General features: G+C 66.0%; 21 protein-coding genes and 2 tRNA genes. 13 read left to right on the top strand and 10 right to left on the bottom strand.

Features of this window, described 5'->3' with window-relative positions; all coding sequences use genetic code 11:
* Positions 1-84: 84 nt before the first annotated feature.
* From VEC57_19925 to VEC57_19935, 3 genes are all read right to left on the bottom strand, one after another.
* Positions 85-1,836, bottom strand: a complete 1,752-nt coding sequence (locus VEC57_19925; GenBank protein ID HYC01412.1) for a phosphoenolpyruvate carboxykinase (GTP) — start codon at positions 1,834-1,836, stop codon at positions 85-87.
* 178 nt (positions 1,837-2,014) lie between these two features.
* The gene (gene mepA / locus VEC57_19930) at positions 2,015-2,950 is read right to left on the bottom strand and encodes a penicillin-insensitive murein endopeptidase (protein HYC01413.1); all 936 of its coding nucleotides are present in this window, start codon (positions 2,948-2,950) and stop codon (positions 2,015-2,017) included.
* A gap of 294 nt (positions 2,951-3,244) precedes the next feature.
* Entirely contained in the window at positions 3,245-4,294 is a 1,050-nt protein-coding gene (locus VEC57_19935) for a CoA ester lyase (GenBank protein ID HYC01414.1), read from the bottom strand.
* A gap of 239 nt (positions 4,295-4,533) precedes the next feature.
* Here VEC57_19935 and VEC57_19940 point away from each other — a divergent pair, with 239 nt between their 5' ends.
* Together VEC57_19940 and VEC57_19945 are read left to right on the top strand one after the other, a co-directional pair.
* On the top strand, positions 4,534-6,375 hold the full coding sequence (locus tag VEC57_19940) for a glycosyltransferase family 39 protein (protein HYC01415.1): 1,842 nt from the start codon (positions 4,534-4,536) through the stop codon (positions 6,373-6,375).
* Between the two features lie 24 nt (positions 6,376-6,399).
* A complete protein-coding gene (locus VEC57_19945) occupies positions 6,400-8,427 on the top strand; it encodes a sulfatase (GenBank protein ID HYC01416.1) in 2,028 nt (675 codons plus the stop codon).
* Here the strand turns inward: VEC57_19945 and VEC57_19950 are convergent.
* Together VEC57_19950 and VEC57_19955 are read right to left on the bottom strand one after the other, a co-directional pair.
* Positions 8,424-9,566 (bottom strand): acyl-CoA dehydrogenase family protein, encoded by a 1,143-nt coding sequence (locus tag VEC57_19950; GenBank protein HYC01417.1) that lies wholly within the window; start codon positions 9,564-9,566, stop codon positions 8,424-8,426. The two genes, VEC57_19945 and VEC57_19950, sit on opposite strands and share 4 nt — an antisense overlap.
* A 14-nt stretch (positions 9,567-9,580) precedes the next feature.
* Positions 9,581-10,783, bottom strand: coding sequence for an acyl-CoA dehydrogenase family protein (locus VEC57_19955; protein ID HYC01418.1), 1,203 nt, complete (start codon positions 10,781-10,783; stop codon positions 9,581-9,583).
* Between the two features lie 155 nt (positions 10,784-10,938).
* On the opposite strand from VEC57_19955, the gene VEC57_19960 reads away from it, so the two are divergent.
* From VEC57_19960 to VEC57_19975, 4 genes are all read left to right on the top strand, one after another.
* A complete protein-coding gene (locus tag VEC57_19960) occupies positions 10,939-11,541 on the top strand; it encodes a hypothetical protein (protein HYC01419.1) in 603 nt (200 codons plus the stop codon).
* A gap of 173 nt (positions 11,542-11,714) precedes the next feature.
* On the top strand, positions 11,715-12,059 hold the full coding sequence (locus VEC57_19965; protein HYC01420.1) for a hypothetical protein: 345 nt from the start codon (positions 11,715-11,717) through the stop codon (positions 12,057-12,059).
* Entirely contained in the window at positions 12,059-12,316 is a 258-nt protein-coding gene (locus VEC57_19970; GenBank protein HYC01421.1) for a DUF5985 family protein, read from the top strand. The genes VEC57_19965 and VEC57_19970 overlap by 1 nt, the downstream gene beginning before the upstream one ends.
* Before the next feature lie 2 nt (positions 12,317-12,318).
* On the top strand, positions 12,319-12,582 hold the full coding sequence (locus VEC57_19975) for a DUF5985 family protein (protein ID HYC01422.1): 264 nt from the start codon (positions 12,319-12,321) through the stop codon (positions 12,580-12,582).
* A 122-nt stretch (positions 12,583-12,704) separates the two neighbouring features.
* On the opposite strand, the gene VEC57_19980 is transcribed toward VEC57_19975, so the two are convergent.
* Entirely contained in the window at positions 12,705-13,091 is a 387-nt protein-coding gene (locus VEC57_19980) for a metalloregulator ArsR/SmtB family transcription factor (GenBank protein HYC01423.1), read from the bottom strand.
* 70 nt (positions 13,092-13,161) lie between these two features.
* Between VEC57_19980 and VEC57_19985 the strand changes: the two genes are divergently transcribed.
* Both VEC57_19985 and VEC57_19990 read left to right on the top strand, forming a co-directional pair.
* A complete protein-coding gene (locus VEC57_19985) occupies positions 13,162-14,151 on the top strand; it encodes a TauD/TfdA family dioxygenase (GenBank protein HYC01424.1) in 990 nt (329 codons plus the stop codon).
* Positions 14,148-14,687 carry a hypothetical protein gene (locus VEC57_19990; GenBank protein HYC01425.1) on the top strand — a complete coding sequence of 180 codons (540 nt, stop codon included), beginning with the start codon at positions 14,148-14,150 and terminating at the stop codon, positions 14,685-14,687. The genes VEC57_19985 and VEC57_19990 overlap by 4 nt, the downstream gene beginning before the upstream one ends.
* A gap of 237 nt (positions 14,688-14,924) precedes the next feature.
* Here the strand turns inward: VEC57_19990 and VEC57_19995 are convergent, their stop codons facing one another.
* Positions 14,925-15,773, bottom strand: a complete 849-nt coding sequence (locus tag VEC57_19995; GenBank protein ID HYC01426.1) for a pentapeptide repeat-containing protein — start codon at positions 15,771-15,773, stop codon at positions 14,925-14,927.
* An 862-nt stretch (positions 15,774-16,635) separates the two neighbouring features.
* Here VEC57_19995 and VEC57_20000 point away from each other — a divergent pair.
* The 3 genes from VEC57_20000 to VEC57_20010 all read left to right on the top strand — a co-directional run bounded on the left by VEC57_20000 (position 16,636) and on the right by VEC57_20010 (position 18,158).
* Positions 16,636-16,974 carry a hypothetical protein gene (locus VEC57_20000; protein HYC01427.1) on the top strand — a complete coding sequence of 113 codons (339 nt, stop codon included), beginning with the start codon at positions 16,636-16,638 and terminating at the stop codon, positions 16,972-16,974.
* A 374-nt stretch (positions 16,975-17,348) separates the two neighbouring features.
* Positions 17,349-17,786: a hypothetical protein gene (locus VEC57_20005; GenBank protein HYC01428.1), complete on the top strand. Its 438-nt coding sequence runs from the start codon at positions 17,349-17,351 to the stop codon at positions 17,784-17,786.
* Between the two features lie 117 nt (positions 17,787-17,903).
* Positions 17,904-18,158, top strand: coding sequence for a hypothetical protein (locus VEC57_20010; GenBank protein HYC01429.1), 255 nt, complete (start codon positions 17,904-17,906; stop codon positions 18,156-18,158).
* Positions 18,159-19,212: 1,054 nt separating this feature from the next.
* Here the strand turns inward: VEC57_20010 and VEC57_20015 are convergent.
* The 3 genes from VEC57_20015 to VEC57_20025 form a co-directional block, all read right to left on the bottom strand.
* Complete coding sequence (locus tag VEC57_20015; protein ID HYC01430.1) at positions 19,213-19,344, bottom strand: hypothetical protein; 132 nt, start codon at positions 19,342-19,344, stop codon at positions 19,213-19,215.
* Positions 19,345-19,660: 316 nt separating this feature from the next.
* Positions 19,661-19,735: transfer RNA gene (locus VEC57_20020), tRNA-Glu, on the bottom strand.
* 30 nt (positions 19,736-19,765) lie between these two features.
* A tRNA-Lys gene (locus VEC57_20025) sits at positions 19,766-19,838 on the bottom strand.
* A 101-nt stretch (positions 19,839-19,939) separates the two neighbouring features.
* On the opposite strand from VEC57_20025, the gene VEC57_20030 reads away from it, so the two are divergent.
* Both VEC57_20030 and VEC57_20035 read left to right on the top strand, forming a co-directional pair.
* Positions 19,940-20,353: an EVE domain-containing protein gene (locus VEC57_20030; GenBank protein ID HYC01431.1), complete on the top strand. Its 414-nt coding sequence runs from the start codon at positions 19,940-19,942 to the stop codon at positions 20,351-20,353.
* Positions 20,354-20,355: 2 nt separating this feature from the next.
* Positions 20,356-21,048 (top strand): methyltransferase domain-containing protein, encoded by a 693-nt coding sequence (locus VEC57_20035; protein HYC01432.1) that lies wholly within the window; start codon positions 20,356-20,358, stop codon positions 21,046-21,048.
* The last annotated feature ends 13 nt before the right edge of the window (positions 21,049-21,061 follow it).

A 21,061-nucleotide genomic window follows, 5' to 3' on the forward strand; every position in this document is an offset into this window, starting at 1 on the left:
GGCGGGGCAAAATGCCGAAAAGCGTCAGGCCTCGATTCACGAGTGTGGCTAGAACCGCGAATCGAGACCTGACCCCACTCTTTGCTACAGGCCGAGGCGTTCAGTCGTGGCTTTGTACTGCGCCCAGATCTCCTGGGGACAGCGGTCGCCGAACTTCTCGAAGAACTCCTTCTGGCTGGCCATCTCGGCCCGCCAGTCGTCCTTGTCGATGCGGAAGAGCTCTTCCATCACTTCGCTGCTCACCTCGTGCTCGATGCCGCGCAGGTCGAGCGCGCCGGGAGCGGGCACGAAGCCGATCGGCGTCTCCACCGCATCCGCCTCGCCCTTGCAGCGGCCGAGGATCCAGCGCAGCACGCGCACGTTGTCGCCGAAGCCCGGCCACAGGAAGTTGCCGTCGCCGTCCTGACGGAACCAGTTGACGTGGAAGATCTTCGGCAGCTTGTCGCTGCGGCCGCCCAGGCTCAGCCAGTGGCCGAAGTAGTCGCCCATGTTGTAACCGCAGAACGGCAGCATCGCGAAGGGATCTCGCCGGATGACGCCCGCCTGCTGATCCTGCTGCGCAGCCGTCGTCTCCGACGCGACCGCGGCGCCCACATAGCAGCCGTGCTTCCAGTCGCGCGATTCGAAGACCAGCGGCGCGGTCTTGGCGCGGCGGCCGCCGAAGATGAACGCCGAGATCGGAACACCCGCAGGATTCTCCCATTCCCTGGAGATGCCGGGGCACTGCGAGGCCGGCGCGGTGAAACGGGAGTTGGGGTGCGCGGCCTTGCGGCCGCTGTCGGGCGTCCAGTCCTTGCCCTGCCAGTCCAGCGCATGCGCAGGCGCAGGCCCCATGCCTTCCCACCACACGCCGCCGTCGTCAGTCAGGGCGACGTTGGTGAAGATCGAGTTCTTCGACAGCGCCGCCATCGCGTTCGGGTTGGTCTTGTTGCTGGTGCCGGGCGCGACGCCGAAGAAGCCGGCTTCGGGATTGACGGCATAGAGGCGGCCGTCGGCGCCGAACTTCATCCAGGCGATGTCATCGCCGACTGTCCAGACCTTCCACCCTTCCTGCGACTCGGGCGGCAGCAGCATCGCCAGGTTGGTCTTGCCGCAAGCCGACGGGAACGCGGCCGCCATGTACGTCACGTCGCCCTTGGGGCTCTCGAGGCCGAGGATCAGCATGTGCTCGGCCAGCCATCCTTCCTCCCGCGCCATCGTCGAAGCGATGCGCAGGGCGAAGCACTTCTTGCCGAGCAGGGCGTTGCCGCCGTAGCCCGAGCCGATGCTCCAGATCTCGCGCCGCTGCGGGAAGTGCACGATGAAACGCCGCTCCGGCGACAGGTCGCCGATCGAGTGCATCCCCTTGACGAACACACCGCTCTCGCCGAGCTGATCGAGCGCGATCTTTCCCATGCGCGTCATGATGCGCATGTTGACGACGACGTAGGGCGAGTCGGTGATCTCCACGCCCACGGCCGACATGGGCGAGCCGGCCGGGCCCATGATGTAGGGAATCACGTACATCGTGCGTCCCTTCATCGCTTCCTTGAACAGAGGCAGAACGCGCTGGTGCGCCTCCTCGGGCGACATCCAGTTGTTGGTGGGGCCGGCGTCTTCCTTCTTGTCGGAGCAGATGAAGGTGAGGTGCTCGACGCGTGCGACGTCGTTGGGGTTGCTGCGGGCCAGGAAGCTGCCTGGGTTCTTCTGTTCGGACAGCCGGATGAGGTCTCCGCTGTCGGTCATCTCGCGACAAAGCCGGTCGTACTCCTCCTGCGATCCATCGCACCAGTAGATCCGGTCCGGCTTGGTCAGCTCCGCGACCTCATTCACCCATTGCTGCAGCCCTTTGTGCATCGGCGGTCCCTGCCTCCTGCGGCCCTGTGATATGTGCTCCGAGTCCGGAGCTGAGCCGAGAATAAGCGGCGCTTCTACGCCGTTCGCCTCAGAGAAGCGAGCATTGAGTCCGTCGGCGCTTCTCCTTTCTATTAGGGCCGCTCGTTTCGGCGCCAGCCCGAGGCGGGCGGCAGTCGAATCAGCGTCTCGGGTCCAGCGGCTTGGGCGGCGGGCCCGGGGAGGCGGCCGGCGCCTGAAGGAGCGCTCGGCAGGCTGCCGGCATGGCCGACACCGACATCGCCTTTCCCGGCGCGCCCGGCTTCGGATGCAGGATCCCCTCGCGGAACCAGTAGTCCAGCTCCTTGCCGCAGCCGTCGCCGCCGGTAGGAGGAGCCTGGTCGATGCACTGGGGCTGCCCCGGCGGACAGGCCAGGCGGATGTGGAAGTGGTAGTCGTGCCCGGCCGCCGGACGGATCTTCCGCAGCCAGGCGCGGTCGGAGCCGGCGTCGCGGCACAACGCCTTCTTGATCCCTGCATTGACGAAGACGCGTGCGACCTCGGGCTGGCTGGCCGCGGCGCGCAGCAGGGCCAGGTGCTGGCGCGAATAGACGCTGGGATCCACGTCCTTGCGGTCGCGCCGCAGCAGGCTCGTCGAGAAGCTGTCCTCGCGCTCCTTGGGCGTCAGGCGGCGCGCCGGCATCGGCCGCAGCCAGATGTCGATCTCGATGCCGAGCTGGTGCGAGGAATGGCCGGTAAGCATCGGCCCGCCGCGCGGCTGCGACATGTCGCCGATCAGCAGGCCAGGCCAGCCCGTGACCTGCGACGCCGTGCGCGCGAAGCGCTCGAGGAAATCGAGGACGTAGGGATGACCCCAGTTTCGATTGCGTGACAGGCGCATCACCTGCCAGTGCTTGCCGTCGGCGGGAAACCGCATGCCTCCGCTGAAGCAGCCCTTCCAGTACTCGCCGATGATGCGGCCTTCTCCGGCCGCCGGCGTCCGGACGGTGCCGAACGCACGGCGCGCGGCGTCCTTGGGCAGGCTTGCCAGCGCGGCCTTCTGGCGCGCGGCTTCCTGTGCCGAGTTTTCCTGCGCTCGGGCAGACGTCGCGCTGGAGACGACGGCCGCAGCAATCAAAACGAGGCACGACAGCAGCCGCGGTTGCCGAGGCGAAGACGGCGGCAGAGACGCTTGCGCACGCGGCGGTTCATGCATGCGTTCGAAGGTGAGCAACTCGGCGCCGCTTGGCAAGCCGCCGCTGTACACAGACGCGCCTGCGCCGGCGATCGCAGCGCCATTGGTCTACGGTTGGAGTTCGGCGCCGCCCGAAGATCAACGATTGGAGAACGGCGCCGTGCGCTCAGAAACCGTCCACGATTGGGCCTCGGCACGGGCCGTTGGAAAGCCGTGTGCTTGAAGTGCGCGGGCCGCTCAGAACTGGTACGCCGCCTTCAGCTCCGGGTCCTTGGCCGCCAGCATGCGGGCGAGCTCGACCATCACCTTGCACTGCTTGTAGGTGGCATCGTCCTGCATCTTGCCGTCGATCATGACGGCACCGGTGCCGTCGCCCATGGCATCGATGACCTTCTTCGCCCACAGCACCTCGTCCACCGGCGGGCTGAAGACCCTTTTGGCGATGTCGATCTGCACCGGATGCAGCGACCACGCGCCCACGCATCCCATCAGAAACGCGTTGCGGAACTGGTCCTCGCAGGCAACCACGTCCTTGATGTCGCCGAAGGGGCCGTAGTACGGCAGCACGCCATTGGACACGCACGCATCGACCATGCGCGCCATCGTGTAGTGCCACAGGTCCTGCTGCGCGGTAGGACGCGGAGCGTCGGGATTGGCCGCATCCGGGTCGGTGCGAACGACGTAGCCGGGATGGCCGCCACCGACGCGCGTGGTCTTCATGCGGCGGGAGGCGGCAAGGTCGGCCGGCCCGAGCGAAAGGCCCTGCATGCGCGGGCTGGCCGCGCAGATCTCCTCGACGTTGGCCACACCGGTGGCGGTCTCGAGGATCGCGTGGACGAGCAGCGGCTTCTTCACCTTGGCGCGCGCCTCGAGCTGGGCCAGCAGGCGATCCACGTAGTGGATGTCCCAGGCGCCTTCGACCTTGGGGATCATGATGACGTCGAGCTTGTCGCCGATCTCGGTGACCAGCGTGGTCAGATCGTCGAGAACCCACGGGGAATCCAGGCTGTTGACGCGCGTCCAGAGCTGGGTCTCACCGAAGTCGGTCTCGCGGGCGATCCTCACCAGCCCTTCGCGCGCCGCGACCTTGTTGCTGGCCTGGATGGCGTCCTCGAGGTTGCCCAGCAGCACATCGACCTGCCTGGCGATGTCGGGAACCTTGGCCGCCATCTTGGCGTTGCTCGGGTCGAAGAAATGGATCATCCGCGAGGGGCGGAACGGGATTTCGCGCACGGGCTCGGGCGCGCCGATGGCCAGCGGCTGAAAGAAGTCCTTGGGGCTGCGCATTCCGAGTCTCCTCGATGGCTGGTTGTCCGTCGTCGGCGGCTGCCGGCGGGCGCGAAAGCGCGCCTTTATACCGGCCCGGAAAGGTGGAGCAAGCGGCGCAATGTCGGGGCTTTGCGTGCATTCATGCGACGAAGTTTCGTTGCCGCCCCCGAAGGCCGCTGGTACTATCTGCCGGCCATTGCAGTACCGGGCGCGCTGCGCTCGACCACGCGAGCGCCCACCGCCCGAGCATCGTCATCATGCATCTCCTCGATCAGCTTTCGGCCAGATGGCGCCGCGACCCGTTGGGCGTCGTTGTACCGGTCGCGCTGCTGCTGGTGTCTCTGTTCGTCTACACGCGCGCGCTCGCATGGGGCCTTCCGACCAACGACGACACGTGGGCCGCCGATGCGATCAAGCCGAGCGCCCCGCTGGCCGTCCTGTACCACAGCTTCCTGTCCGGCGGCTGGAACAGCGGCTGGTTCTGGTTCAAGTATCCGCCCTTCCATGCCTTCCTGCTCGCCGTCGCCTATGCGCCCTACATGGCCTGGGTATGGATCAGCGGCGGCATCAGCGGCTTCGCTTCCGAGTATCCATTCGGGCTTTCCGACCCCACCACCGTCCTTTCCAATCTGGCGCTGATCGGCCGCTCCATCACGGCGATGATGGGTGTGGGCACCGTGCTGCTCGCCTATGCGTGCGTCGTGCGCAGCTACGGCCGCCTTGCCGCCACGTGCGCGGCCTTCGTCACGGCGCTTTCCTATCCGATGGTGTTCTACTCGCAGACCACCAACGTGGAGGTGCCGTTCCTGTTCTGGATGATGCTGGCGCTGCTGGCGGCGGTGCGACTGATCGAAGGCGACGAACGGCGACGCTGGTGGGTGCTGCTCGGGCTCGGCGCCGCACTGTCCGTGTCCACGAAGGAACTGGCGGCGGGCGCGTTCGTCGGGCTGCCGGCGGTGCTGGTCGCGGTCTTCACGATCCATCGCCGTCCACTTGCGACCTGGCTGCGCGGAGGACTGACCGCGGCCGCTGCGTTCGCCGTCGCGATGGTGCTGGCCAACAACGTCCTCTTCAATCCGCTCGGCTTCCTGCACCGCGTGCAGTTCCTGACCCAGACGCTGCCGCCCGAGATCACCGCCAGATATGCGCCCTATACCTTTCCCGTCGATCTCGGATCCGCCCGCGACGCCGGCGCCGAGCTTGCGCAGCTCAGCCTGGCTGGACGACGTGTGCTGCAGAGCCTCGGCTGGCCGACTCTGATCGTCTCGCTGGCGGGCATCGTGCTCGCGCTGCGGCGGCGGCCGGCGTGGGCCGCGCTGCTGCTGGCAGCCATCGTCACCTATTACCTCGTCAGCGTGCGCGCCATGATGTCGCTGAGCCTGCGCTATCTGCTGCCGGTCTCGGTGATGGCGGCAATGTTCGCCGGCATCGGAATCGCCGCACTGGTGCAGAATGGACGAGGCACGCAGTGGCGGCGCCCTCTGGCCGCGCTCGCGCTGCTGTTCGTCGCGGCCTATGGCTGGGACGTCAATCGCATGATGAGCGGCGATGGGCGCTATGACGCCGAGGCCTGGCTGCGCGAGCAGCTCGATCCTCACGAGCGCGTCGAGGTCTATCAGGATCCCACGTATCTGCCGCGCTTTCCGCAGTGGGCCAGGGTGGACACGGTCGAGTTCGACCAGCGCAACATCGAGGATTTCCGCAAGCGCCAACCCGATTTCGTCGTGCTTTCCTCGGCAGGCCTGTCGGGCGTGTCCGTGCAGTACAAGCAGGACTGGCAGGAGAGCGACGGAGCCATCGAGGGCTACACGCCCGCCAAGAAGAGCACTGGCGGCGTCGTCATGAGCTATAGCAAGGACGCCAACACGGAATTCCTTGCTGCTCTGGACAGCGGGGCGCTCGGTTACGAGAAGGTGGCCCGCTTCACGGTCGACCCCTGGATTCCGCCGAGCTTGAGCGCCGATCGCGCCATTCAGAGCCTCAACCCCGAGATCACCATCTACCGCCGCACTGCTTCGGCTTTCGCCGGGCCGGGCGCCCACGCCGCGCCTGCCATACAACGCGCAGCTGCCGGCCTGGCGTCGGCAGCGGCGCACTGATCGCTGCAACGCCATCAAGGGAACATGTCCATACCCGCTAGCAACTTCCTGCGCTGCCTCGGAGGCCTGCTCCTGCTCGCGGGCGTCACGTGGATCGTCGAAACGCTCGCTCTGCTGGCGGCGTATCACGGGCAGATCATTCCGCCCTACGCGTTCTTCCCGAACCAGCTCTACGACTTTCTTGCCAAGCTTCGCTGGCTGGCCAACGAACTGCCGTGGCTGGCGCCTCCCCTGCCCGATCGCTTCACCGGCCTGGGCATCGGAGACAAGGTCCGCTACGCCGCCGGACTCCTGCCCGTCCTGGCATCGATGACTCTGGTGCTCGGCATCGCTGCCGGCGCCGTGGCGGCGCTGACGCAGCGACGCATGCGCTCGCTGCGGTCGTACGTGCTGTTCTGGTCCGTCGTCGCTCTACTGGTGCATGTGGGCATGTCGATTCCGGCGCTGGGGATCGAAAGCGGCATGCGGATGAGCCAGATCGCGTATCGCGCACGCAGCCTCGTCGTGGACGGCGCATTGCTCGCCATCGCGGTTGCCATCGTGGCAGGCGCGGCGGCGGCGTGGATGGCGCCGCAGTTCGAGGGACGCGGGCGGCGCCTGCGCCGATACGCCGCCGTCTCTGCATTCGAATGTGCGGCGATCGCGGCGTTCATCCTGAGCTCGGCCGTTCCCGCCACGCGCGCCAGTGCGGCGCCGGCTCAGCTTTCTGCACCCGTGGCGACGGGCGACCGCTACAACGTCGTCCTCATCTCGCTCGACAGCCTGCGCGCGGATCATCTGAGCACGTACGGTTACGAGCGCGAGACGTCGCCGAACATCACCAGGCTTGCCAGGAGCGGCGTGCTCTTCCGCAACGCGATCGCGACCTCGTCATGGACGCTGCCGACGCACCTGACGATGTTCACCGGCCGCTATCAGATCTCCCACGGCGTGGTCGAGGACACCCGGGTTCTGCTGCCGTCGATCCCGACGCTCGGACAGATCTTCAAGGCCTCCGGCTATGCGACCGCGGGCTACGTCTCCGGCCCCTACGTCGCAGGGCATTACGGCTACTCGCGCGGCATGGACACGTACGTGGACTTCAGCGAGGACGTCGGCAAGGGACGCGAGGCGCGCGAGCAGATCACCTCCCCCTCGATCAACGAGCAGGCGCTGGCGTGGCTAGACCAGCGCACGGACCAGGAGCCCTTCTTCCTGTTCCTGCACTACTTCGACATTCACTACGACTACATCCCGCCCGCGCCCTACGACAGGATGTTCGATCCCGACTACACGGGGACCATGGACGGGCGCAACTTCATCGAGCGCAAGGACGTGCATCCCAAGATGGATCCGCGCGACCTCGCCCACATCATCGCGCTGTATGACGGCGAGATCCGCTTCACCGATCACCACGTCGGCGCCATCCTCGACAAGCTCGATCAGAAGGGGTTCAGCGGCAATACCGTCATCCTGCTGACGGCCGACCATGGCGAAGAGTTCTTCGAGCACGGCAACAAGGGCCATCACCGCACCGTCTACGAGGAGGTGCTGCGCGTGCCGTTCGTGCTGCGGATTCCCGGCGGCGCCCACGCCGGCAAGGAGGTTGACGAGCAGGTCAGCCTGGTCGACGTCTTCCCGACACTGCTGGATCTGGCCGGGCTGCCGCCCTCACCCGACGTGGAGGGAATCAGTGTTCGCGCTCTCGCCGAGGGCAACCGGTCCGACCGCGATGCGGTCTACGCCGAATTCTTCGACAAGCTCGGGCTGAACCTGCAGGTTGCGCGCCGGACGCCGGCGGCAAAGACGATCGAGCACTTCAACCGCATCACGCACCCGCGTCGCAGCCCCATCGAGTACTACGACCTGAAGGACGATCCCGAAGAACGCGACGACCGCGCCGCCGACAATCCCGGCGCCGTGCACGCCGAGCTGTCGTCGCTGTCGCAATGGCTCGAGACGCAGTGGCGCGCGCAGCGCAACGCTGAAGCCGCCGCCGGCGGCCGCGCGTCGATCGATATCGATGACGAAACGATGGAGAGACTGAAATCCTTGGGATACGTCGGCGACTAGAACCCGCTCAAGGTCGCAAAGCGGTCGCGGTGAAAGCTGGCGTCCCCGAACGTCATCTCGTTCCCGCGCAGGCGCTTCATGTAGAACCCGACGTCATGCTCGTCCGTCATGCCGATGCCGCCGTGCATTTGGATGCCTTCGTAGCCGATGAGGACGCCGGCGTCGGAACATCGTGCCTTCGCCACCGAGATCAGCGCCTTGGCCTGCGGAGATCGCTCGTCGATGGCGGTCGCCGCCGCCAGCACCGCCGAACGTGCCAGCTCGATCTCGATGAACATCTTCGCGGCGCGGTGCTTGAGCGCCTGGAAGCTGCCGATCGGGACGCCGAACTGCTTGCGCGTCTTCAGGTACTCGAGCGTCATCTCGAACGTCGCGAGCATGTTGCCGAGCATCTCGGCACATAGTCCGGCCGTGGCGCGATCGATGACCTCCTCCAGCAGAGGGCCGGCCGCGCCCTCCTCGCCGATGCGCGCGGCTTCGGACACCTCCACGCCGTCGAGCCGCACGATTGCCGCCGGCCGCAGGTGCATCGTCTTCTGCCGCACCACCTGCAGACCCGGCGCGTCGCGATCGACGATGAACAGCGACAGCCCGCTGCGATCGCCGACTTCACCGCGGCTGCGCGCGACGATCAACAGCTTGTCGGCTGCGCCAGCGTCCAGAACGAGCGTCTTCTCGCCGCGCAGGACGTAGCCGCCGCCGCTCGCCTGTGCGCGCGTCTGGCAATGATGGAGGTCGTAGCGTGCGCCGTGCTCCTGATACGCCAGCGTCAGAAGGAGTGAGCCGTCGGCAACGCGCGGCAGCATGTCGCTCCTCTGTGCCTCGCTGCCGCCGAGCAGTACGGCGTTGGCGCCCAGCAGCACCGTCGAGAGCAGCGGCTCGGGCACCAGGCTGCGGCCGCATTCCTCGAGGACGCAGGCCAACTCGACATATCCCATGCCCAGCCCGCCGTATGTCTCCGGAATGATGATCGCCTGCCAGCCGAGCTCGGCCATCTTCCTCCACAGCTCGAGCGAGAAACCGACGGCATCATCGCTGTCTCGATAGTGCCGGACGCGCGCGACTGGCGACTCCTTGCGCACGAAATCGGCGGCGGCACGCTTGAGCATCTGCTGGTCGTCGGTGAGAACGAGTGACATGGCGAAACGGCTCCTCAGTCGGGAAGGCCAAGCACGCGCTTGGCGATGATGTTGAGCTGCACTTCGGAGGTGCCGCCTTCGATGGAATTGCCGCGCGCACGCAGGAAGCTGCGGACCGCGGCGATCTCGTCCTCCGAGAAGCCCGCGCCTTCCCAGCCCAGGCCTTGCGGGCCGAGGATGCCGACCACGGTCGACGTCCGCTCCTTGTTCAACTCGGTGGCGTAGTACTTAAAAATCGAAGATTCCGGCCCGGGCTGATGGCCCAGCTTCGCCGCCTCCTTGGTGCGTCGCAGCGTCAGCTCCAGGCACGTCTTGTCCATGGTCAGCTGGGCGATGCGGTCGCGCATCGCTCCATCGCGGATGCGACCGGCATCGTCCACGCCAAGGTGACTGCGCGCAGCCACCACCAGCTCGTTCTTTTCCTCGGACTCGTTGAACGCCTCACTGATCATGCTGCGCTCGTGGCCCAGCAGCGCCTTGGCCATGGTCCAGCCGTTGCCGATGCCGCCGACCACGTGATCGCTCTGAACCCGCGCGTCCTCGAGGAAGGTTTCGCAGAATGGAGAGCTTCCGCTGATGAGCAGGATCGGCCGCACGGTAACTCCGGGCTGATCCATGTCCATCAGCATGAAGCTGATGCCCTCGTGCTTGGGCTTGTCCGGATCGGTGCGCACCAGCAGGAACATCCAGTCAGCCTTGTCGGCATAGGACGTCCATACTTTCTGCCCGTTGATGACCCAATGATCGCCTTCGCGCACGCCGCGCGTCTGCAGGCCCGCCAGGTCGGAGCCGGCACCCGGCTCCGAATAGCCCTGACACCAGCGAACCTCGCCGCGGACGATCTCGGGCAGGAAGCGCTTCTTCTGGTCGTCGTTGCCGTACTGCAGCAGCAGCGGACCGATCATGGTGAGACCGAACCCGATAAGCGGAGGCTTGCACCGCAGGCGCCTCATCTCCTCCGCGAGCACCTTGGCCTCCGCTTTGGAGAGCCCTCCCCCGCCGTACTCCCGCGGCCAGGTCGGCGCCGTCCAACCTCGCTCGGCCATCGCTGCCAGCCATCGCTGCACGTCGGGATTGGCGTGCTTCTCCTTCTTCCCGCCCCACGCCAGACCTTCCCCCATCGTGTCGTTGCCCTTGGTGTCCCATCGCATCGATGCAGGGCAGTTCGTCTCGAGCCACTGGCGGGTCTGCTCACGAAAGGTGTCGAGGTCGCTCATGGCGCGGGAGTGTATCGACCCGTCATGCAAATAAAAATTGTGTGGCCGCCCTCTGATCGGGGGAGTCCGACCCTCTGTTCGAGTGGCGGATTCCGCGCAATGATGGGTCTGTTCGCTACGAGCGAGCTGCAAATCCGACGAAAGAGGAGAATGCGATGAAGGCAATCGTGATCAACTTCCGCCTGCATGGCTTCCCGTTCCTCGTTACGGCCCTGCTGGCGGCTGGCGCCGTCCCTGCCACCACGTCTTCCTCCCACGCTTCGATCGAAGGCGAGCGCGCGGCCATGGACAAGATCCAGGTGCCGACGCGCGCCAGCATCGGCAGCGGCGAGTACACCTGCGCGCCGGCGCACGTCGAGCTCATGAAGGAGCGCCAGCACCGCATTGCCGAAGCAGCCACCGTCGAGGAGGCGCGCGCTCTGGCAATCGGTCCGGCTCGAGCCGCGCGAACGGCGGTAGCGGTTGCAGGAACCGTCGTCCCCTGGAGCAAGGCGCTGGCCGATGCGGGACAGCGTCTGGAGGGCTTCGAGGATCGCATCCAGCGCAGCAGCACCCAGCGGGAGGTGGCCGTCGAGTTCGGCCGCCTGGTCGACGTGGACTCCAGGGGCGAGCTGATCCAGCTTGCGGATCTTGATGCCGGCCCAAGCGTGCGCGGCCCGGGACGCTGCTACTACACGACCGGCGAAATCATCGCCATCGTGTTCGGCTTCATTCTGTTCATCGTGCCCGGGGTGGTGCTGCTTTTCGTTCTCTGCTGACGCCTCCACGCCGGAAACGCCCCACGGGCCACGACGGTTCGGCGCGCCGGTGACGGCCGCGCGTGCTCTCGCGAAGCATCACCGTTTGCTCTACCAAGGGCGCGCGCAGGAGCTTCGTCCTTGCTGCCTCGCTTGGGGTAATGGCCGACGAGATACCAGACAGCGTCCGTCGATTGATCGCCGAGAGCATTGATTCGGTTCCCGAGCTGGAAGCGCTTCTGTTGCTACGCGAGCACCCAAACCGCGGCTGGACGACGAAAGATGCCGGCGAGCGTCTATACGTGAGCAAACCCGTGGCATCGCACGTGCTCTCGGTGCTCGCCGAGCGCGGCTTTGCCGAAGAGGCCGGAGGCACGTTCCGCTACTCGCCGGCGTCGCCCGAGCTCGCCGCGATCGTCGACGCTCTGGCCACTGCGTACTCGCGGCACCTGATCGAGGTCACCCACCTCATCCATTCGAAGCCAAGCGCCAGCATTCGCCATTTCGCGGAGGCGTTCCGCCTACGGAAGGAAAAGTGATGGGGGCCGTCGTCTACTCCTTGTGTGCCGCCACCGCGCTGGCCTGCAGCGCGCTGCTCCTGCGGGCCTACGCCCGTAACGGCGTAAGGCTGCTGCTCTGGAGCGGCCTGTGCTTTGCGGGATTGACGGTCAACAACGCGCTGCTGGCCGTCGACCTGCTGATATTTCCGGAGATCGACCTTTTTGCGCTGCGCAATCTGGCGGCGCTGGTCGCAGTTTCGCTGTTGCTCTACGGTCTGCTGTGGGAATCGGAGTAGCGGTGGACTCGCTCAACTACACGATGATGGGCGCGATCGCGATGGCGTGCTTCGTGATCGGAACCATGTTCCTGCGCTTCTGGCGGCAGGGCCGAGACCGCTTCTTTCTGCTGTTCGCCTGCTCCTTCTACCTCGAGGGCGTCAACCGCGTGGTGCAGACGCTTTCGGCGGCGCCTAATGAAGGGAACCTGACGCGCTATGGCGTGCGGCTCGTGGCCTTCACTCTCATCCTGGCGGCGATCATCGACAAGAACCGCTCGCGCTGAGCGCGCGCGGAATGGGCGCGCACCGGTGCGGAGCGGAATGAGCGTGCACCGGTGGCAAGCAGCCTGAGCGGGCGCGCAGCGGCCGAGCGGCCTGAGCGGCCGCTGAAGAGAAGACCCGCTGTTCAGCGCTTCCTCGCCGCCTTTCGCGCGCTTGCGGGCACGGGCGCTTGCGGAACCGCCAGCGCCTCGCGGAGCTCGGCCATTCGCTCGGGTACGATCCGGTAATACGCCCACGTCCCGCGCCGCTCGCGGCCGATCAGGCCGGCGTCGTACAGGACCTTGAGATGATGACTGACGGTGGGCTGAGACAGCCCCAGCGGCTCCGTCAGATAGCAGACGCACGTCTCCGCCTCGGGGCGGGAGGCGATGTAGTTGAGCAGCCGCAGCCGTGCCGGATCGGCGATGGCCTTGAACGCCGCCGCCAGCTCCTCCGCATCGGCCTTGCCCAGCCGGCCATGGAAGACGGGCGGACAACACGATGCAGTCGCTGGGTCGACACGCTCCTTCATATCGATACATTGACATTCATCGATGCAATCTGCAATACATCGACGCACATCGATGAAGGAGGCTCCCGCCATGACTACCCTCGCCACCGCTGTCGCCGGACCTGCCGCCTGGACCGGCGCCGAAATGAGCCGCACCGACGAATGGATCCACCGCCTGAGCGCCGCCGAAGTGGCCGCCGCCGAAAGCATCGCCGCGGCCGTGCGCGGCGCGGGCAAAGGCGTCGAGGAGCTCACGAAGGACGACGTGTCCCCGGGAGCACTGGCGCCAGCGATCCGCGCGTGGCGCGAGACCCTCCACCGCGGCCGCGGGTTCGTCCTCATCCGCGGACTTCCGGTCGAACGCATGACCAGGGAGGAAGCGGCTGCGGTGTATTGGACGATCGGGCTGCACCTGGGCACGCCGGTGCCGCAAAACTTCCTGGGCGAGCTGCTGACCGACGTGCGCGACACCGGTGCCGACCCCGGCGACCCGAGCACGCGCCTGTATCGCACGCGCGCCGAGCAGGACTTTCATACCGATGGCGCCGACATCATCGGGCTGCTGTGCCTGAAAACGTCCAGGTCCGGCGGCGAGAGCCGCATCGTCAGCTCGATCAGCGTCTACAACGAAATCCTGCGCCGGCGTCCCGACCTCGCGCCCGTGCTCTTCGAGAACTTCTACTGGCACTACTACGAGCCGCAGATGCCGGCGCCGATGCATTTCGTCCGGCCGATCTGCGCCGAGCGCGGAGGCGGCCTGAACATCTCGTTCATACCCTGGTACATCCGGCGCGCGCAGGAGCTTCCCGACGTCCCTCCACTGACGCGCGCGCAGAACGAGGCGCTCGAGATCATGGAGCGCACGGCCAACGACCCGCAGCTGTATCTGGACATGGAGTTCCGGCCGGGAGACATCCAGCTCCTCAAGAACTCGGTCATCCTGCACAAGCGCACCGCGTACGAAGACTGGGACGACCCCGAGCAGAAGAGGCACCTCCTGCGGCTGTGGCTGTCGGCGCCGGACTTCGAGGACGGCGATGAGCAGCTGCGCTACGGCATCACGATGGAGGCGGCGCGATGATCACCACGCTCACGATCCTGACGATCGTCGGAACGATCGGCTCCATCGACGTGCTCTACTACCACCTCTATCGCTTCCGGCTGTACGGCCAGCCAACCTGCGTCGCCGAGGAAGTCACGCACCTGATCCGCCACGCGGTATTTCTCGCCGTTCTCGTCGTCTGCCTGCAGCCGGCAACGGAACAGTACGCGCGCATCGCGTTCGTGCTGTTCGCGATCGACATGACCAATTCGGTCGTCGACGTGCTGCTCGAGCGGCGATCGCGTGCGCCGCTGGGCGGGCTGCCGAGCGGCGAGTATCTGGTGCACGTCCTGTCCAGCTTCGGTACGGGGCTGGCGGTCGCCTCCTATACCGTCGCGCTCGGTTCGCCTGCGCCGCAGCCCGAAGGACTCCTGAAGTGGCAGGTGTGGGCAATGCTCGCAAGCGGCTGCGCACTGTTCGTCATCGAAGCGACCCTGTTCGTGCGTGCGCTGACGGCGCGCAGATTGCAGTGGCCGCTGACGCACGGGACGGCGGCAGGGGCGCCGACGGCGTGAGCGGGCGATGGCGGAGAGGGAGGCGTCCCTCGACGTTGCGAGTTGGAACCAGCTCCTGGGGTGGCTCCGCAAACTCGATGGCCTGCGACCTCCGGTGGCAGCCTAGGAGGCCTGAGGACGCTAAGCCCGACATCCCTGTTCGGTTTAGACCCAGATCGAAGGACTCGAAATACGGCACGTGTACCCCCACACGCCGGAAGCGGCGGGGCCGCTCAAACATCGGCGCAGACACCCGGCTCAGGGCGTGCACGCCGCCGGTGCAGCGCCGACGTGATGCCCGCAACAGGTGCCGCCGTACAACGGCGCATAGGTACCGTCTGGGCAAGTCGTCTGCGCCCAATGTACCCCGCTGAGATCGGCACCGCCGAAATCAGCATCGGTTAAGTCGGTCCGCTCGATCGAGATATTGGCGAGGTCAGCATCGGTGAACTGAGCACCCGTAGCATCGACACCCGCGAGGTATCCCTCGCGAAGTGTCGTGCTCGTCAGGTTGGCGTTGATCAGCTTGGTGTAGTTGAGGCCGGCACTGGTCAGATCAGCATCCGCAAGATCTGCCGCCGTGAGATCCGCGAAACCAAGATAGACATCCGTCAGGTTGGCGCCCGTCAAATCGACGCCAGCAAGGTTCGCATGGCTAAGGTCGGCGTAACTGACATTGATACCGTGCAAGTCCTGCCCAGGCAGCGAAGCGTACTGCAGAACTGCCCAAGGGCCCAGCAGCAGACCTTCGACACACAGCCAGCCCGCGGAGAGCACGGAAGGACAACCGGTAAGACCGCTAAGGAAACGCTGCAGATCCACATCGGCGAGACTGGCGCCGGTCAGGTCCGATCTCGAAAAATCTACGCCGTACCCGCTAATGCCGTTCAGGTTCGTGTTCCGAAGATCCGTGAACCGCATCCACGCCCCGCCCATCATCGCGCCGCTCAGGTCGGCTCCGGCGAGATCCGCCCCCGCAAAACTCGTTTCGTCGAGTCTAGCTCCGACCAAAACAGCACCGGGAAGGTTGGCTTGTTGAAGTGACTGACCGTAGAACGTAACGCCCGGCATATAGCCATAGGCTGGCCCTGCTGCGTCGCGGATCATCTCCGCATCGCCCTGTGTGACGCATCCGCCAACGCTGTCCAAAGCTGCGAACCTGTGAAAGAACGCCGTTTCGCACCGCTCGTATGGCCGCCGATCGTCACCGTCTCGCGGAGGGACGTGGCTTAAACTCTTCGCAATGCAACGGGCGTACTTACCAGCGAAGTTGTTCTTCCCAGCGACGCAGGCCCGTTCTGTCGGCGTCGAAGCCACGTCGACCATGAGGAGCGAGAGCACGGCCTCCTCGGCCTGAACGGCCAACGACGCCGCAATTGTCCAGTCCCCAGTTCGCGGACAAGAGGTTCGCACACGTTCAATCGCAGCAAAGTCTCGCTCCAACCGCACGCTACACTGAGCGGGCTCCGACTCGCCGCCGAGGACACGCCTGTTCTGCTCCGCCACCAGGCAAACGAATGCCCTTGCAGTGGCAGCTCGTTTTGCGGCAACGCATGAACCTACCACGGCGTACGACCACGTCGGCTGCGCCAGCACGACGGCCGCCAACCAACCGGCCGCGACGGTACGGACCCGGGCGATTCTCCTGTTCGTCCTCGACTCCAAGACGGAGTGACCCTATCGGTCCGCCAGCCCTCGTTGCAAGCGGCGTCGGCACGATTCCGATCCCGGTCAGTGGGGACGCTGGATCGGCCACGGCCGCCGGGCCCGTGGCTTTGCACGTTCCGGGCAGAGCGAAATAGAGAGGCCGACTCTGGCAAACGGTATACTAGGGCATGAGGCACCCGGAGAACGTCGTCGAACTGCTGCGGAGGAGTCGGAGACGCACGGGCGGGCGTCCCAGAGCTTGCACGCCGCGGGTCCAGACGATCATTCTCGCCGCAGCGAGCACGGGGCGCACCGCGGCGTCGTGGCTGCCTCCGCCGGCATCTCCCTGCGAACCCTGAACCGGTTTCTCAAAGTCGCCGAAAAAGCCGTGAAAAAGCGCGAAAGCGGCCATCGCCTCACACACGAGGAACAGGAGTTTTGTCAGTTTTGTCTCGATTTCCACAAAGCTGAATTCACCGTCGAGAGAGCTCGTCGAGGTTGTGCTGAAGGAAGCGAGGTCGAACTGGCGGGCGGCCTTGGCCTGGAACGTCGCTACCGGAAGCTTTGGGGACGTCGCCGGATTGTCGAGCAGGTCCGGGCGCCGAAGCCGAGAAAGGCCCCTCCGCCCGCGTTCCGACCTGACGCTGTGACCTTGAGCTGATAGACACGGAGCTGCGGCAACGAGCCCTTGCGGCCGCGCCTCGACACATCCCGACGAGTACCGGAGGTTCCGCCCGAGGAGCGGCTGCACACGCCGACTTGGAAGCCGGCGCCGAAGCCGTGCTAGTCCTTCCCTCCGGGTCTGACCATGCGGAGAACCGTCGATACGAACGCGCTGCGGGGCCTGCCGAGCCTCTCCCTGCCGCAGCTCGCCCATCGCTGGGAAACCAGCGAGAGCGTCGTCGGGGACTACGTCCGGACAGGCGTGCTTCAAGCCTGCCTCCTTCTCCAAGACACCGAGGCGACCATCCGGGGTAAGAGATCCGGACGACAACAAGCCTGACCGGCCACTACGCACTGACTCCGGAATCGGCCGTGCTCCTCCTGACGCTGGACGACGGCGACGACCCCGACCAAGACATATCCGTTCTCCTCAACGATCCAGCCGGGACAATCGCGGACATCGACGTTTATGATGCTCGCTTGAGCCGAAAGAACCTTCGCCTGCTCCGAGCAGAGATCGAGCGGTACGAGCAGGTCGCACAGCGCGACGGAGCGTCGGCGCGCCCCGGACGGGCGAGCGACTTCCACCGCGAACGCTCTCGCGCAATTGCCACCCTGATCTGGGAGCGCGAACCGGAGCTGACAATCGAGAGCCTTCTAGGCCGCGACGAGATGACGCGAATCGCCCAGGAAAGCGTCAAGTACACGGCCAAGACAGTGCGGGGTTGGATCAAGGACCTCTGCCCCAACCGCAAGCCCGGCCGGCGACCGAAAAACTCCCGTGGCGAGCACGACGGGAGTTTGCGTTGATTCAGGGAATTTTAGTCGGACGGACAGAAGCGGACGCTCTGCCATGTGGCGGCGGAGAGGGTAAGCGTAGAGCGGTGCCGGCAGATTGTCGGCCGGGGCTCGGACGAGGAACTGGCGTTGGTCCGGGACCAGCTGTACGCCTTCGCTGACGTCGCGGTGCGGGCCTTTTGCGAGCTACGAACGCACGATCGCCGCGCCGGAAGAGGAGCCTTCGATCACGCCCTGACCTGGCTGGCGCCGGAGGACGCCGAGGATGCGGAAGAACGCGCAGCGATCGCCCAGTTTGACGGCGGGAGAAACCGCGCCGAAGCCGAACGGCGGGCGCTCGACTCAGTCATCGGCAAGCGACGGCGCGTCTGGAAAGAACCGTAGCAGCGCGCTCCCCCTGCGCGCCGTCATCTACTGCCGCGTCTCGACCAAGGAACAGACCCAGAACCTGAGCCTCCCGACACAGGAGGGCGTCTGCCGCGACTACTGCGAGCAGAACGGCTTCGAGTGCGACCGCGTCTTCGTGGACGCTGGGGAGTCGGCCAAGACAACGGACCGACCCGAATTCCAGCAGCTGCTAACCTACTGCCGAGAGAATTGAGGGCGCGTCCACGCGGTAGTGGTGTACGCCCTCAGCCGCTTCGCGCGTAACGCCCACGACCATGTCCTGATGACCACCCTGCTCAAGCGGTCAGGCGTAACCCTACATTCGGCAACGGAGCGATTTGACGATTCCTCGACGGGCAAGTTCGTCGAGAACGTGATGGCCGCGGTCGCGCAGCTCGACAACGACGTCCGGGCGGAGCGGACGATCGCGGGCATGAAGGCAGCCCTCGCAGAAGGGCGTTGGGTTTTCGTCCCGCCCCTCGGCTACCAGCGAACGATCGACAGTCTCGGCCGCGTCAGCATCGCCCCGGACCCGCAGCGCGGCCCGCTGATCCGCCGCGCCTTCGAGTTGGTCGGCTCAGGGCTGCACACCAAGCGGGAAGCCCTTCGCCTTGTCACGAACCTCGGACTGCGCACCCTGCGTGCGCGACCCGTCAGCCCGCAGACGTTCCAGCAAATGCTTCGCAATCCCATCTACTGCGGCTGGCTCGGAGTGAAGAGCTGGGGCGACCTGGAACCGCAACGAGCGGACTTCGAGCCCATCGTCAGTGACGACCTGCTCCAGCGCGTGCACCGAGTCCTGGAAGGGAAGTCGCTTTCCGTAACACCGCACGACCGCAACAATCCAGACTTCCCGTTGCGCGTGTTCGCTCGCTGCGGCGAATGCGGAACTGCAATGACCAGGAGCTGGTCGAAAGGCCGGACGTCGCGGTACGCCTACTATCGCTGCCGCTCGTCCGCGTGCCGGGCGTCGAACATCCCGAAGGCGGAGTTCGAAGCAGGCTTCCTCCGATACCTGGAAGCCATGGTCCCGAAGCCCGAGTATCTGCGCCTATTCCGAGAGATCGTGCTCGACGTCTGGAACCAGCGCCAGACCGAAGCGCAGGGCGCCCGGCGCCGGCTGCAACGCAGCCTCGATTCCCTCCTCTCCAAGAAAGACCGGATCGTGGAAGCCTTCGTCCACCGCGGCGTGCTCGACCAGCGCACCTACGACCGGCAGACGGCGAAGATCGACGAGGAAATCGCACTTGCGGAAAGCGCACTACACGACGCTCGGCTCGACGAGCTGGACGTCGAGGGCGTGCTCAACTTTGCCGAGTACGTCCTTGGGAACTCCGCTCGCCTCTGGACGGAGGCCTCGATCGAGCAGAAGCAGCGGCTCCAAAAACTGCTCTTCCCGAGCGGCGTGACCGACTCGCGAGAGCGCGGATTTGGAACCGCCGAAATCTCCGTGATCTTCAGACTGTTGCAGGCGTTGCCCGTCCAGAAATCAAGAGTTGCGTCCCCGACGGGATTTGAACCCGTGTTACCGACGTGAAAGGCCGGTGTCCTGGGCCAGGCTAGACGACGGGGACGTAAGGCCTTCGCGCTTCGCTGCCGACGGATGAGCCGTGCTGGACTCGAACCAGCGACCCGCTGCTTAAAAGGCAGCTGCTCTACCACCTGAGCTAACGGCTCGAAAGACGCGGAAAGATACCAGCGCGAGACCCATTTGCAACTGCGCGCAAGCTGTTGTGCTGGCGTGGAATTCACGCGCGGCGCGTGCAACGAGCGGGGTAATGGCGGGCTGGTTGGTCAAGCAGGAGCCCGCAGCCTACTCCTGGGATCGTCTGGTCGAGGAGGGCCGCGCGGTGTGGGATGGCGTGCGCAACGCGCAGGCCCGAAACAATCTCGCCGCCATGAAGAAGGGCGACAGCGTCCTCTTCTACCACAGCGGCGATGACAGGGCCGTGATCGGCGTCGCCAAGGTCGCACGCACCGCCTACCCCGATCCCACCAGCGACGATCCTCGCTGGGTGGCCGTCGACCTCGTTCCAGCCAGGAAGCTGGCCCATCCGGTGACGCTCGCGCGCATCAAGGCGCACCCGCCGCTGGCGAACATGGCACTGGTGCGGCAGAGCCGCCTGTCGGTGATGCCGGTGACCGACGCGGAGATGAAGGCAATCCTCGAGCTCGCCAAGACCAGCCAGTGAGCATGCAGGCGCGCGAGCTCGCGGGCTTCCCCGCAACGTGGACGACGGTCGACGTGCACGTCGAGGACGAGATGGCGGGCACGGCCCTGCGTGCCCGGTGCTCGCTCTACACCATCGCGCAGCCGGAGAGGTGGATCGATTCGAAGGCACTGCTGCGCGAGAGCGAGATTGCCGATCCGCCCTACTGGGCCATCGTATGGACCGGCGCTCGCGCCATCGCGGCGGTGTTGCTGCACGGGCCGTCGCTGCACCGACGGCGTGTGCTCGATCTCGGATGCGGACTTGGACTGTCGGGTCTGGCCGCCGCAAGGGCCGGGGCCGAAGTCGTATTCGCAGACTATCTCGACGAGCCGCTAAAGTTCGTCGGAGCCACCGTGGATGCCGGGTCCATCGAAGGAGCGCGTGTGGTCCGGCTCGACTTCACGCGGGACCGTCTCGACGAACGGTTCGACGTCATCCTTGCGGCCGACGTGGTGTACGAGCCTTCGCAATACGCACCGCTCGCCGAGTTTCTCGCCGCGCACCTGGCCGACGACGGCCGCATCCTGCTCACCGAGAGCCTGCGCGCCGATGCGCGCATCTTCCTCGCGGGCATGAAGGACCTGGGCTTCGACGATCGTGTCCGGCCGCTGTGGGTGCACGAAGAGGGGCGCCGCGAACGCACCTGGCTGCACGAGCTGCAGCGTCGCGCCTGACGTCGCACGCCAT

Source organism: Candidatus Limnocylindrales bacterium (assembly GCA_035626395.1).
Taxonomy (GTDB): Bacteria; Desulfobacterota; Binatia; order UBA1149; family CAITLU01; genus DASPNH01.